The 13449-nt window shown below is 70.1% G+C and carries 10 protein-coding genes; 2 read left to right on the top strand and 8 right to left on the bottom strand.

Annotated elements, in window-relative coordinates:
- Window positions 1-89: 89 nt before the first annotated feature.
- From AB0D85_RS00230 to AB0D85_RS00205, 6 genes are all read right to left on the bottom strand, one after another.
- Window positions 90-683: a hypothetical protein gene (locus AB0D85_RS00230; protein ID WP_362311878.1), complete on the bottom strand. Its 594-nt coding sequence runs from the start codon at window positions 681-683 to the stop codon at window positions 90-92.
- The gene (locus tag AB0D85_RS00225) at window positions 676-1350 is read right to left on the bottom strand and encodes a hypothetical protein (protein WP_362311876.1); all 675 of its coding nucleotides are present in this window, start codon (window positions 1348-1350) and stop codon (window positions 676-678) included. The genes AB0D85_RS00230 and AB0D85_RS00225 overlap by 8 nt, the downstream gene beginning before the upstream one ends.
- Window positions 1343-2728, bottom strand: coding sequence for a hypothetical protein (locus AB0D85_RS00220; RefSeq protein WP_362311875.1), 1386 nt, complete (start codon window positions 2726-2728; stop codon window positions 1343-1345). The genes AB0D85_RS00225 and AB0D85_RS00220 overlap by 8 nt, the downstream gene beginning before the upstream one ends.
- On the bottom strand, window positions 2725-4245 hold the full coding sequence (locus tag AB0D85_RS00215) for a putative T7SS-secreted protein (protein WP_362311873.1): 1521 nt from the start codon (window positions 4243-4245) through the stop codon (window positions 2725-2727). The genes AB0D85_RS00220 and AB0D85_RS00215 overlap by 4 nt, the downstream gene beginning before the upstream one ends.
- Window positions 4242-4565 (bottom strand): hypothetical protein, encoded by a 324-nt coding sequence (locus tag AB0D85_RS00210; RefSeq protein WP_362311871.1) that lies wholly within the window; start codon window positions 4563-4565, stop codon window positions 4242-4244. Before AB0D85_RS00210 ends, AB0D85_RS00215 begins: the two co-directional genes overlap by 4 nt.
- Window positions 4566-4670: 105 nt before the next feature.
- A complete protein-coding gene (locus AB0D85_RS00205; RefSeq protein ID WP_046726478.1) occupies window positions 4671-4973 on the bottom strand; it encodes a WXG100 family type VII secretion target in 303 nt (100 codons plus the stop codon).
- Between the two features lie 247 nt (window positions 4974-5220).
- On the opposite strand from AB0D85_RS00205, the gene AB0D85_RS00200 reads away from it, so the two are divergent.
- Window positions 5221-9789 (top strand): FtsK/SpoIIIE domain-containing protein, encoded by a 4569-nt coding sequence (locus tag AB0D85_RS00200; RefSeq protein ID WP_362311869.1) that lies wholly within the window; start codon window positions 5221-5223, stop codon window positions 9787-9789.
- 27 nt (window positions 9790-9816) lie between these two features.
- On the opposite strand, the gene AB0D85_RS00195 is transcribed toward AB0D85_RS00200, so the two are convergent.
- Together AB0D85_RS00195 and AB0D85_RS00190 are read right to left on the bottom strand one after the other, a co-directional pair.
- A complete protein-coding gene (locus AB0D85_RS00195; protein WP_362311867.1) occupies window positions 9817-11919 on the bottom strand; it encodes a serine/threonine-protein kinase in 2103 nt (700 codons plus the stop codon).
- A gap of 117 nt (window positions 11920-12036) precedes the next feature.
- A complete protein-coding gene (locus AB0D85_RS00190) occupies window positions 12037-12885 on the bottom strand; it encodes a menaquinone biosynthesis protein (RefSeq protein WP_362311865.1) in 849 nt (282 codons plus the stop codon).
- A gap of 318 nt (window positions 12886-13203) precedes the next feature.
- On the opposite strand from AB0D85_RS00190, the gene AB0D85_RS00185 reads away from it, so the two are divergent.
- The gene (locus AB0D85_RS00185; RefSeq protein ID WP_007490911.1) at window positions 13204-13407 is read left to right on the top strand and encodes a cold-shock protein; all 204 of its coding nucleotides are present in this window, start codon (window positions 13204-13206) and stop codon (window positions 13405-13407) included.
- The last annotated feature ends 42 nt before the right edge of the window (window positions 13408-13449 follow it).

Raw genomic sequence — 13449 nt, 5'->3', positions numbered from 1 at the left:
CCCCGCCGACTCTCGGTGGGACAAGGGTCGTCGACAAACACCCCTGGCACGAGCGTCCGGTAGTCACTCACCACTCGGCCTCCCGTGGCTCAGAAGCCCACCGTCAGCGTCCGCGCGATGCTGTCCGCGGCCTCCTCCATCTCCTCGTCGATTCCCGGCACAGTCCAGGACACAAGGAGCACGACGGCGTTGTCGGTGCCCTTCGGGAGGACGCCGTACGTGACCGTCTGCAGCAGCACTCCGGGTCCGCGGCGGGGCATTCCGTCCGCTGCGTAGTTCTGGCGCAGGCACACAGCGGGGCCGATCGGCAGTTCGGGGTGCGAGATGCGCGGGGGCCCGAAGTCGTGGGCGCTGAAGGCGTCCGCCAGCCAGTCGAGGGAAAGACGAGGGATCGTGTCGTCGGGCCGGATCACCTCGACTTCCAGGAGGCCGAGGGCGGTGTCGAACCCGTCCGGGTAGAAGGCGAAGCCATACAGCGGAGCACGGCTGCGGCTGTCCTCCGCCCAGCTCCGGAGGTCCTTCCGCAGGGCCCTGCCGTCCAGTTCGTACCCTGCCGCACGGCTCCGCCCGCAGAGTTCCGTCGCGGTGGCCTTCGCCCAGCTTTTGAGGTCCTCCGACGGATCGAGCGGGAGCGGCACCCAGTCCGTCGGACAGACGATGCCGCAGGTCTGGATGTCACTCATGAGTGGGGTCACCGTCCAGCCAGGTGAGCGAGCCCGCCACCGCGTCGAAGAGCTCGGCCATGGCGTCGGCGATCTGCAGGAGCGGGGTGGAGAAGGTCAGCAGGAGGTGCGCCGCGGTTGCAGGCACCGGCAGTTGGTAGTCCACCGTGACCGAGGGCAGCACCACATCGGTGCTTCCGGGCGCTCCGGCAGGAGCTGGAGTGTTCGGCTGACCTGTCACTCGGCGCACACGGACCGCCGTGCCCGCTGCCAGTTCCACGACCGTGGCCTCCCCGTCCATATCGGCCGAAAGGCGCCTGGCCAGGTCTGTCGCGTCCGGCAGGGCTGCACCGGGTGCCGGTCGCAGCAACGTGATCAGCAGGGAGGCGGGAATCGTGAGGGGACCTGCCTGCTGCAGACTCAGATACAGCTCGATTCCTCCGTCCCGGTAAGCCGCGGTGGCCTGTGCCAGCAATTCGTCACGGAGTTGCCGTTTGAGGTGGGGCGCGTTGTCGATTCCCTCGAACTTCCGGTCGACCAATGCATCGATCGAGCGCTCGCGCCCTTCCGGGTCGATCCGTACCCGGAACCAGCCGTCCGGCAGCAAAAGCCGGTAGTCGGCGGGTGATGCGGGAGTTCGGGTGCTGCTCACGTTCGCGGTCAAATCGGCTCCGGTGTCGTCACGCATTCTCTTGCGGCTTGTCGTAGTAGAACCGGCTGATCAGCGACTTCGTCGCAGCAGGGCCCCATTCGGCCACGATGGTCAGTGCGGAGAACAGACCGGCCAGGCGGGCTGCGACGGTGTCGCCGAAGAGTCCTGCGATCAGCACAAGGCTGAAGAGCGGCACCAGCAGCAACTCGTTCCCGCCGATCACAGAGCTGTGCCAACTCGTCTCGGTGCGGGCGTCCTTGGCCGGGAGAGGCGACATCATCCGAGCGTCTGCGGCGAGGGGGTGCCCGTTCCACCAAGGCTTCGTGGTCCCCGCGGGCCGACGGGTGCCTGGCACCTCCTCGTCCACCGCGGAGACCGAGAGTGCCGACACCGTTTCCTGCCAGCGATCTCGGCCTTGCGGACCGGCGAACCAGTGCACCCACGGCAACAGAGCCCGGACCTCGCCTCTGTGGTCCCGGATCTCGACGCCCAGCGGCTGTCGGTCCCCCTGGGACACGAGGCGTACGAGCCGCGTGACACCGTGCGCTCCGTCGCGTCCGAGCCAGCGCTCCCGGCCGACTGTGTCGGTCAGCACCACGTCACCGGGCAACACGCGTACCGACGACGTACGCAGGAATCTGGGCGTCGTCCCTTCCCCCGCCGCCGGATCGGGCGTGATCACCACCGCCTCGGCGAAGCGTCCGCCGTCCCGCCGGTTACTCCACCACGCGCCGACACGCACCACGGAATCGGCTGCCGGCAGGGCGAGCAGAGCTCCCGCGGCGATCGGCAGACACCAGTCGATGTCGGCAGCGAAAGCGACGACGAGAGCGACGAGCCAGCCGAAGGCACCGAGTCCTCGGACCCAGTTGTGCCAGCGGGGTAGTTCCCGATGGACCGCACGGTCCACAGCGTGGCCCGGACCTGTTTCCGGCAGTTCCCGTCCGCCGGCTCCCGACCGCGGTTTCTCCTCCACCGGAATACCGAGAGCCGCGGCCAGTTCCCTCAACCCGGTCCGGTCCAGGCACTTCGCCGGTTTCAGGTCCAGGATCCCCACGACGTCGGCCTCCGGAAGCCATTCGGCCAGCGGAACGTACAGGACGTCATGCCCCTCCTCGTTCTCGAAGACGAGCACACCCCAGCGCTCCGCAGGCCGTTTGCTGACGGTTTCCCACGCGTCCGAGGCATCCGGCGGAACGAACACAGCCCGCCGGATGCCTCCGGCACCGACCGGATATCGGCGCTCGCCCAGTCGCCGGTCACGTACGACGAGGGTCTTCCCGTCAGCGTAGAGACGAGCCCGGCGTGCGACATCGACGCTGTGCGGGCGCATGCCTCTGGGGCGCACCACGGCGTCCCGCCTGCCCGGCGCCTCCTCATCTGCCCACTGCTCGGCCTTCACCTGCTCGCTCACCCGTCGCTCGTCGTCGTGGCGTCCTTGACTCCGGTCGCCGACCAGACCCCGTCGTGCAGCCCACTGATCCCGACATGATCGCCGATCCATCCCGTGATCTCGCCCTTGTCGAGAAGGTCGGTGGCCGAGGCGACAAAGGTCGAGCCCGCCCAGATCCGGGTCTGCGTCTTGAACACGCTGCCGGCAGCCTTCACCGCGTCGTCGGTCCGCAGGGACTCGGAGATCTGTCCCATGCTCTTCTCCAGCCCGGCGATGCCGCTGTCCCCCAACCGCATCCGTGTCCCCGCCCAAGTGGAACTGTCGCCCAGTTGCCGGAGGTTGCTCCAACCGAAGTCCTTGACCCCCTTGAGGCCTTCCCAAGTCTCCTTGCCGATCGACTTCGGGCTGAAGGCGTCCCGGAGCCGGGCGGTTCCTGGATTCCATCCCTTCGGAGCGCCGGCGATGGCCTCAACACCGGCCTTGCCGCGCAGGGCACCGCCGCTGAGTTCGTTGGCCTGTCTCCATGTCTGGTTCAGCGCCCGCTGGTAGGCGGCCGTGCCGGGCTTTGCCCTGATGCCTGCCCTCAGTGCCCGGCCCGCTGCGGACCTCGCGGTGACCTTGGCGGCCAGTGACGCGCCCTTGGCCCCCGCGATGGCGCCTCGGCCGATGCCCAACGTGACGAGGCCGACGACGTCGAGGGCGACGTCGAACCAGCTGCCGTCACCCGACAGGGCCAGAAGAAGGTGACCCACGAGAGAAACCAGGGTGGCCAGAAGCGCGATGCTGCCGAGAATGCCGGCCAGCGCCTGACCGATGATCGGGATCCACCCCACCATCAGGGACAGGGTCCCGCAGACAGTGGCGATCCAACCGGTCCACGTGAGGATCGACTGGATCGCTCCGGCATGATCGTGCACCCACCCCTTGAACTTGTCCCAGCCGCTGTCCTTGAGACCGTCGTGGTCGATGGCGTGGCGGATCGCATCGCGGGCCCGCTTGGCGGCCGCGTCCCGGACGTCCTTCGCAGCCTCCAGGTCCTTCTTGGCCCGCTCCAACGCCGAACCGGCGGCTTCCTGTCGCTTCTGCAGCTTCTTACGGCCCGGATCGTCGTTCGGGGTGTCCTTGGGCAGCTTGTCGATCGCTCCGCTGCTCGCCCGTTGCTCGTCGTCGGCATCCTGGGCGTCCCGGAGAGCCTTGTCGGCCATCTTCTGCGCCCGGTGCAGTTCCGAGGCGTACTCGCTGGACGAAGAACCGTCGAGGACCCTCTCACCCAGGGCGTCAGCCGCCACGTCGTAGCGTTCGAAGGCCTTGCGCAGTTTCCCCCCGGCCTCTTCCGCCTGCTGCCGGAATTCCTCCGCCGCTTTGCTCTTCCACGCCTCGACCGAGGAGAGGGCCTTGATCTCCGCGGCCTGTTTCTTGATGGCCTCGGCGGTCTTCCGTAGCTCTCTGCCGAGTCTGGCGACCTCCTCCGGATCACCAGGAATCGGATCGGCCGATTCCCCGATCACCGCCCACTCGTCGGTCCGGGGGCGCGTCACTTGGCCCCGCCCTGGGGTCCCGCCGGTTTGGCGTCCGTGCCGCGCAGGGCTTCGGCAAGCTGATGGTCGATGTCTTCGTAGCCCGTCGCGGCAGCGGTGAGGATCTTCGAGAGCTTCTCCAACTCCTCCATCAGACGCTTCCGGTGAACCCGCCAGTTGTCACCGAAGTCGTCGAAGATATCGACCAGACCCTCTTCGCCGAAAACGGGCAGTCCCAGTCCGTGCGCCGGGTTCGCGTTGCCCGCGAACTCCTTGTGGATCCTGGAGAGCGAGCGGGCGCTCTCCTTGATGCGTGAAAGATCAGCCGTCTGATCCGACATAAGTCCCCCGCCGAGAAATCTCGCAACCACCCGCGTAAACCCCGTCGGTGCGATGGCCGACCGCTCCATCGCACCGACGTGAACCATCCTCCGCCGAGGCGGTGATCAGCCCTTGGCCTGCTTCGCCAGCTGGTCGTCCAGCTGCTCGTACGCTTCCTTGGCCTTCTTCAGGAAGTCCGAGAGGCCGTGCAGGCCCTGGATCGTCTTCGTCGCGCCCTTCGTGAAGTCCTTCATGGAGTCGTCGTACGCTCCCGAGGCCTTCTGGGTGGTGAAGCCGTTCTCCACCAGGGCGCTGACCCGCTTCTCCACGTTCTTGATCTTGTCCTCAAGCTCGTGCATGTCCTTGATCAGGTCGCCCGCGACCTTCTCCATCTCGGCATATGTAAGGTCCGTGTCCTTGCTGGCCATGCCGGTTCCCTCCCGTTCGTGTGGCCTCAGGGCCTTCCCCCGTGGCGTCGTTGGCGCGGAGCCGTGGCCATGGCATGGCCCCGTCCGCACGAGCAAAGATCCTACGGGGGTGACGCGTGCGACCGCACGGTCCTTGTGCGGCGGAATCGTGAACCGTGCTCATCCCGTTGCACCCGGGAAAGGGTGGACGGCTAAGGTCACTCCCACTGTTGTGTTGGGTGCTCTCGGTGTGTTGGGGGACGGAAGCGTGCGCCTGAGTCTGACCGTCGTCGATCCGGTCGGCGGTGCCACCGCCGACGTGGTGCTCGACGCAGATCCCGAGTCGACGGTCGGTGACGTCGCCCGGGAGTTGGCCCGGCAGGTCGGTCCTGGATACCCCGACACCGGTGAAGGGGCCCAGGTCATACCCATCGGGGCGTCAAGAGGGGCCGCTCCCCTCCAGGTTGCCGGCCCGTACGCCTACGTCGACGGGTACGCCCTCGACCCCTCCGCCACCGTCGTCGGCTCGCCGCTGCGCGACGGTGTCGTCGTCTCCCTGCACGATCCCGCCGGGTGTCTGCTCGGCGAGCCCACCGGTGTCGTGGAGTTCCGAGTTGCCGGTGGTCCGGCCGCCGGTGCCGTGCACCGGCTCGGGGTCGGGCGGTACGACATCGGTACCGGGGCCGCCTCCCACATCCGCGTCGACGACCCCGAACTGCCGGACCGCGCCGCCACGCTCACCATCGCCATCGACGGCACTTGCAAAGTGCAGACGCACGCAGAAGGGGCGCGGCTGGACGGGGAGGAGTTCCCGAGCGGGGGTGGTGACTGGCCGCTGAACTCCCAACTCGGCCTCGGCAACACGTTGTTCGAGATCGCCCCGTACGCCCCGCCCAACGCCGCCCTCAAGTGGTCCGACGACGGTGCCGGACTCGACTACAACCGGCCCCCCCGGCTGCGCCCCGCCGAACGGCAGACGCACTTCTCGCTGCCCAACCCGCTCAGCGACTACGAGGCGCGGCCCCTCCCCTGGCTGATGGCGCTGCTGCCGCTGGTCGGTGCCGTCGTCTCCGTGTTCATGTTCCATCGCTGGTACTACCTGATCATGGCGCTGATGAGCCCGCTGATGCTCTTCGGCAACTACTTCATGGACAAGAAGCACGGCAGGAAGTCCCACGCCAAGCAGCTCAAGGAGTACAAGGAGCACAAGGCGCGGATCGAGGGGGAGGCGCAGGAGGCGCTCGTCGCCGAGCGGTCGGAGCGGCGGAGCGCGGTGCCGGATCCCGCGGCCGTGCTGACCTACGGCACCGGGCCGCGTACCCGCCTGTGGGAGCGGCGGCGCACCGACGCCGACCATCTGCTGATCCGGTTCGGCACCGGGCGCGTGCCCAGCGAGGTCGAGCTCGACGACCCCGAGCAGGACGAGCACAAACGCAAGGTCCGCTGGTACATCGAGGACGCCCCGGTCGCGCTGTCGCTGCGCGACCTCGGGGTCATCGGGGTCGCCGGGCCCGGTGACTCCGCGCATGCGATGGGGCGTTGGGCCGTCGCCCAGACCGCCGTCCTGCACAGCCCCATGGACGTGCAGTTCTACGTCCTCACCGACAACGACGCCGGTACCCGCTGGGACTGGGTGCGCTGGCTGCCGCACTCCCGCCCCGGCGGCGGTCAGGACGTCAACGTCCTCATCGGCACCGACTCCGAGACCGTCGCCGCCCGCGTCGGCGAACTCACCCAGCTCCTCGACGGCCGGCAGAAGGCCCTCCAGCAGGGCGGGCGGAGCAAGACCGACGGGCCCGCGTTCTCCGATCCGGACATCGTCGTGGTGTGGGACGGGTCCCGGCGGCTCCGGTCCATGCCCGGTGTCGTACGACTGCTGAAGGAAGGGCCGGGCGTCGCCATCCGCTCCCTCTGCCTCGACGAGGAGGAGCGCTTCCTTCCCGGTGAGTGCCAGGGCGTGGTCGTCGCCGAGCCGAGAGCGGTCAAGGAGACGCCGGCAACGGCCGTGCCCCAGCAGGCCGTCGGGGGGTTCCCGTCCTTCCAGGCCTGGCATTCGGGCGCCCAGCAGGCCGAGGAACAGGCCCCGCAGGACCTGGAGTTGCGGCTGCGCGTCGAACAGAGCGGGGCGCTGCGCAAGCGGAGCGTGCGGCCCGACTTCGTCTCCCCCGCCTGGTGCGCCCGACTCGCCCGCTCCCTCTCCCCGCTCCGGGACATCAGCGGCGAGGCCGAGGACTCGGCGCTGCCCGGCGCCAGCCGGCTGCTCGACGTGCTCCAGCTGGAGCCGCCCACGCGCGACGCCATCGCCGCCCGGTGGCGGATGGGCGGGCAGTCGACCATGGCGGTCATCGGCGAGTCGTACGACGGTCCCTTCGGCATCGACCTGCGGCGCGACGGGCCGCACGGGCTCATCGCCGGTACGACCGGTTCCGGCAAGTCCGAGCTGCTCCAGACCATCGTGGCCGCGCTCGCCGTCGCCAACACGCCCGAGAACATGACCTTCGTCCTCGTCGACTACAAGGGCGGCTCGGCGTTCAAGGACTGTGTGAAGCTGCCGCACACGGTGGGTATGGTCACCGACCTCGACGCCCATCTCGTGGAACGGGCCCTGGAGTCGCTGGGGGCCGAGCTCAAGCGGCGCGAGCACATCCTCGCCGCCGCCGACGCCAAGGACATCGAGGACTACCAGGATCTCGTCAAGAGGAACCCGTCGCATGCGCCGGTTCCCCGACTCCTCATCGTCATCGATGAGTTCGCGTCCATGGTCCGGGACCTCCCCGACTTCGTCACGGGACTGGTGAACATCGCCCAGCGCGGGCGGTCCCTCGGGATTCATCTGCTCCTCGCCACGCAGCGGCCCTCCGGTGTCGTCTCCCCCGAGATCCGCGCCAACACCAACCTCCGGATCGCGCTGCGCGTGACCGACGCCGGTGAGTCGACCGACGTCATCGACGCGCCCGACGCCGGGCACATCGCGAAGAGCACGCCGGGGCGGGCGTACGTCCGGCTGGGGCATGCCTCGCTGATCCCCTTCCAGTCCGGGCGAGTGGGAGGACGGCGGCCGGGAGCCGCCGATCCCGCGACCCTCGCGCCCTGGGCGGGAGCGCTGTCCTGGCAGGACCTCGGGCGGGCCGCGCTGCGCAAGCCCAAGTCGGAGACGAAGGAAGACGACGAGATCACCGACCTGAAGGTGCTGGTGGACGCGGTTCGCGAGGCCAACACCGCGCTCCGTATCCCGGCCCAGCACAAGCCGTGGCTGGACGCCCTCGACGACACCCTGCTGCTCGACGACGTACCGCCGGTGCGGGCCCAGGGCGCGCTGCCCGCGGCTCCGTACGGCGTCGAGGACCTGCCCGCCGACCAGGCCCGCCGTGCGATCGCCGTCGACTTCGCGACCTTCGGGCATCTCATCGTCGCCGGTGCCCCGCGCACCGGGCGTTCGCAGGTGCTGCGCACCATCGCCGGTTCGCTGGCCCGCACCAACTCCTGTGCGGATGTGCACCTTTACGGCATCGACTGCGGCAACGGCGCGCTGAACGCGCTGACCCGGCTGCCGCACTGCGGTGCCGTCGTCGGCCGTAACCAGACCGAGCGGGTGGAGCGCCTCATGGCGCGCCTGTCGGGCGAGCTGAGCCGTCGTCAGGAACTTTTGGCCGACCGGGGGTTCGCGGACATCGGGGAGCAGCGGGCCGCCGTACCGGAGGCGGAGCGGCTGCCGCACATCGTGCTGCTCCTGGACCGCTGGGAGGGCTGGCTGCCCACCCTCGGCGAGCTGAACCACGGTGATCTGACGGACCAGATCATGGTGATGATGCGGGAGGGCGCCAGCGTCGGCATCCATCTCGTCCTCACCGGCGACCGGCAGATCCTGGCCGGGCGGATCTCCTCCCTGACCGAGGACAAGTACGGGCTGCGGCTGGCCGACCGCGCCGACTTCTCCATGCTGGACATCAACTCCCGCAAGGTTCCCGAGGAGATCCCGCCCGGCCGGGCCTTCCGCGGCGAGACGGCCGCCGAGACGCAGTTCGCGCTGCTCTCCGAGGACACCACCGGTCAGGGGCAGGCCGCCGCGATCGCCGCGATCGGCGAGGCGGCCGAGGCCCGGGACGCCCAGGTGCCGCGTTCCCGGCGGCCGTTCCGGGTGGACGTGCTGCCCGGCCGGATCTCCTTCGAGGACGCCTGGGCCATGCGCGACCCGGCCACGACGGCTTCCCCGCTGTGGGCCCTCGTCGGTGTCGGCGGCGACGAACTCAGCGCCTTCGGGCCCGACCTGGCGCAGGGCGTGCCCGCGTTCGTGATCGGCGGGCCCGCCAAGTCCGGCCGCTCCACGACCCTGTTGGGCTTCGCCCGCTCCTACCTCGCCAACGGCGTCCGGATCGTCGTCGCCGCGCCCCGGCAGTCCCCGCTGCGCGAACTCGACGGCCAGGAAGGCGTGTTGAAGGTCTTCACCGGGCGGGACGTCGACGAGGACGAGCTGGAGGAGATCGTGAACACCGCCACCCCGGCGGATCCGATCGTCGTCCTGGTCGACGACGCCGAGGTGCTGGACGACTGCGACGCCGAGGATGTCTTCAAGCGGATCGTCGAGCGGGGTGCCGAGGAGGGGCTCGCCGTCGTCATCGCCGGTGACGAGGACGAGATCTGCGACGGCTTCTCCGGCTGGCAGGTCGACGCCAAGAAGGCCCGCCGGGGCATCCTGCTCTCCCCGCAGGAGTCCGGCTCCGGCGAGCTGATCGGCATCCGGACGACCCGGGCCATGGTGGGCGGCCCGATCCAGCCCGGGAAGGGCATGCTGCATCTGGGCAGCGGGGAGCACATCACCGTCACGACCCCGCAGTAGCGGTCGGCGGCGGGGGGTGGGAACGGGTCAGTCCCCCGTCTTCGACATCACCGCCACCGGGTTGCCCTCCGCCGAGCTGTCCGACGTGTAGACCAGGTCGCCGTGGCTCGGGGTCAGGTAGACCGTGTTGGTGCCGGGGTCGCAGCCGTCGTGGTTGCCCTTGGCTCCGGTCGAGGAGGCGATGAGCTTGTCGGCCGTCACCGTCTTCAGGGTGAGGATGTCCGTGCAGACCCCGCCCAGTTGGTCGGTCTGCCGCAGGCGGCCCAGTTCCTTGCCGACGGCGGCCTGTTCGACGGTGATCCGGAAGGTGCCGATGGGCAGGTTGCCGGACAGGGCGGTGGCCGAGCCCTCCCAGGTGCCGAGGTAGGCGGCCGGGATCGCCCCGGCGGCCGGGGAGGACGAGGCGCCCGAGGAGACCGACGCGCCGGGAGAGGCCGAGGTCCCCGAGGAGGCACCTGGGGAAGCCGAGGCACCCGGGGAGGACTTGGAGCCGGGGGCGGTCGCCGTGCTGTCCGCACCCGCGCTGTTGCGCTGGTCGCCGCCGGTCCACGGCCCCACCAGGAAGCCCAGACCGACCGTCACCGCCGCCAGCGCCCCGGCCACGGCCAGCGCGACCGTGCAGCTCACCCGGCGCCCGCGACCACCCTCCCCGGGTACCGCGCTCGCGGCGACACTCACCGAGACCTTCCCGGGCGGTACGGCATCACGCGGCCCTGGCACGACGGTGGGAGGCACGAGACCAACCGACCGCTCGGGTACGCCGACCGAACGCTCGGGTACGCCAACCGGCCGCTCGGGTACGGCGAACGGCGGCTCGGGTACGGCGAACGGCGGCACCGTCGGCGCCGGCCCGAACTCCCCGCCGCCGGGAGGAGCGCCGAAGCCCCCACCGCCGGAAGGAGCGCCGAACCTCCCACCGCCAGGATTGCCGCCGGACTCCCCGCCCGCCGAAGGGTCACCGGATTCCCCGCCCACCGAAGGCCCGTCGAACCCCCCACCGCCGGAAGGGGCACCGTACGCCCCGCCGCCAGGAGAGCCGCCGGACTCCCCGCGCACCGAGGGATCACCGGATTCCCCGCCCACCGAACGGCCGCCGGACTCGCCGTCCGCCGAAGGGCCGCCGAACCCCCCGCCCACCGAACGGCCGCCGGACTCCCCGCCCGCCGAAGGCCCGCCGAACCCCCCGCCCACCGAAGGGCTGCTGAATTCCACCGGGCCCGAAGGGGTGCTCTCCGGCGGTTCGAGGTTCAGGATCTCTACGGCGCTGCGGCTCACCCGTTCCACCAGTGTCCCGGGCAGCCATCCGCCGGCCACCAGCCGTGCGGCCCCCTCCGGAGCGAGCCGGCGGGCCACCTCCGTCGGGGTCGGCCGGTCCGCCGCCGTCTTCGCGAGGCATGCCTCGGCCACCGACCGCAGCTCACCGCCGAGCTCGCCGAGCTCGGGCTGCTCGTGGACGACCTTGTAGAGCAGGGCGGCGGAGGAGTCGCCCGGGAACGGCGGCTCGCCGTTCGCCGCGTACGCCAGCACCGCGCCGAGGGAGAAGACGTCGGCCGCGCCCGTGGCGCCCTTGCCGAGGATCTGCTCGGGGGACATGTAACCGGGCGAGCCGATGGAGACGCCGGTCGACGTCAGTGACGCCGTGCCGTCCGTGGCGCGCGCGATGCCGAAGTCGATGAGGAGGGGGCCGTCGAGGGTCAGCAGGACGTTCGACGGCTTCACGTCCCGGTGCACCAGGCCCAGTTCGTGGACGGCGGCCAGCGCCTCGGCCAGCCCCGCGCCCAGCGCCCGTACCGTGTGAGTGGGCAGCGGGCCGCCGTCGGTGACGGCGGCCGTGAGCGACGGGCCCGCCGCGTAGGCCGTGGCCACCCAGGGCACGGCCGCGTCCGGGTCGGCGTCCAGGACGGGTGCGGTCCAGGCGCCGCCGACCCGCCGCGCCGCCGCCACCTCGCGGCGGAAACGGGCCCGGAACTCCTCGTCCAGGGCGAAGTGCGGGTGCACGATCTTCACGGCGACGGTCCGGCCGCCGGCCGAACGGCCCAGATAGACCCGGCCCATGCCGCCGGAGCCGATCCGGCCGAGCAGCCGGTACGGCCCGACGGCCGCAGGTTCGTCGCCCGCGAGCGGCTGCATGCGCCCCACCCCCCAGAGTGTCCAGGCAGCAGAGTAGGGGGTGTCCGGCGGATCACGCCGGTGTCGGACACCCCCTAAGGACCACGGCACGGCCCACGGCACGGACTACGGCACGGACTACGGCTGGAGCAGATCGACCTTCACGTCGGCCGGGAACCCGGTCGTCGGGCCGACCCGCCGGGCGAACTCCGTCACCGCCGCCAGCTGCGGTGCGCCGAAGCTGAAGTCGAGGGTGGTGAAGTACTGGGCCAGGGTCGCCTCGTCGAAGGCCTCCCAGCGGGCGGCCTGTTCGGCGACCTTGGCGACCTCCTCCAGGGAGAGGTCGCGGGAGTCGAGGAAGGCGCCGTGCACCTCACGGGTGATGTGCGGCTCGCGCTCCAGGTAGTCCCGGCGCGCCGCCCACACCGCGAACACGAACGGCAGGCCGGTCCACTCCTTCCAGAGGGAGCCGAGGTCGTGCACCTGGAGGCCGTAACGGGGGCCGTCCAGCAGGTTGGCGCGCAGGGCCGCGTCGCCGATCAGCACCGCCGCCTCCGCCTCCTGCATCATCAGGCTGAGGTCGGGCGGGCAGGTGTAGTAGTCGGGCTGGACGCCGTAGCGCTCGGCGAGCAGCAGCTGGGCCAGGCGGACGGACGTCCGCGAGGTGGAGCCGAGGGCGACCCGGCGGCCGTCCAGCCGGTCCAGCGGGACCTGCGAGACGATCACGCAGGACATCACCGGTCCGTCGCAGCCGACGGCGATGTCCGGGAAGGCGACCAGGTCGTCCGCGTTGCGCAGGAACTCGACGAGGGTGATGGGCCCGATGTCGAGGTCACCGCGCACCAGCCGCTCGCTGAGCTTCTCAGGGGTGTCCTTGGTGAGCTCGAAGTCGAGGAGGGTGCCGGTTCTCGCGAGCCCCCAGTAGAGGGGCAGGCAGTTCAGGAACTGGATGTGGCCGACGCGCGGCCGGGTGCGAGAATTGTCCACATCGCGAGACTAGACCCCATGGGGTACCGTGCTGGGACCCACCCCCACCGTCGGTGCCGACGCCGTTCGCCCGTCAACCCACCCTCGGGGCCATTCAAACATTCGGGTGACGTGATCTTGGCCCCTGTTGCTTTCGGCTGCCCACATGCTAGGCTCGCCGCAAGTTGCAGTTTGGTTTCCCTTGCAGTACAGAGCCTGCGGAGCATGTAACCGTGGGCTCTCGTCGTTTTCAGACATATGCAGTTGTGCGGCACTTAGTTTGTTTTCACACTTGCAGGTTCTGGAGCAGGGCGACCCTTTTGAGCCCAAGGAGGGCTTATGGCTACCGGAACCGTGAAGTGGTTCAACGCCGAAAAGGGCTTTGGTTTCATCGCCCAGGAAGGCGGCGGCCCCGACGTCTTCGTCCACTACTCCGCGATCAACGCCAACGGGTTCCGCTCCCTGGAGGAGAACCAGCAGGTGAGCTTCGACGTCACGCAGGGCCCGAAGGGTCCGCAGGCGGAGAACGTCACCCCCGTCTGATCACGGACATCCCAAGTCTGATCGCAGACTGAGTGCAGTACC

Source organism: Streptomyces sp. NPDC048277, from assembly GCF_040652235.1.
Lineage (GTDB): Bacteria > Actinomycetota > Actinomycetes > Streptomycetales > Streptomycetaceae > Streptomyces.
Note: the sequence above shows the minus strand (reverse complement) of the source record. Positions and strands in the feature narration are given on the sequence as shown.

What these genes read in the sequence shown, in the direction of transcription:
- AB0D85_RS00210 (WP_362311871.1), bottom strand. Translation starts at nt 4,565, where the DNA reads ATGTCGGATCAGACGGCTGATCTTTCACGCATCAAGGAGAGCGCCCGC.
- AB0D85_RS00195 (WP_362311867.1), bottom strand. Translation starts at nt 11,919, where the DNA reads ATGCAGCCGCTCGCGGGCGACGAACCTGCGGCCGTCGGGCCGTACCGG.
- AB0D85_RS00205 (WP_046726478.1), bottom strand. Translation starts at nt 4,973, where the DNA reads ATGGCCAGCAAGGACACGGACCTTACATATGCCGAGATGGAGAAGGTC.
- AB0D85_RS00230 (WP_362311878.1), bottom strand. Translation starts at nt 683, where the DNA reads ATGAGTGACATCCAGACCTGCGGCATCGTCTGTCCGACGGACTGGGTG.
- AB0D85_RS00185 (WP_007490911.1), top strand. Translation starts at nt 13,204, where the DNA reads ATGGCTACCGGAACCGTGAAGTGGTTCAACGCCGAAAAGGGCTTTGGT.
- AB0D85_RS00225 (WP_362311876.1), bottom strand. Translation starts at nt 1,350, where the DNA reads ATGCGTGACGACACCGGAGCCGATTTGACCGCGAACGTGAGCAGCACC.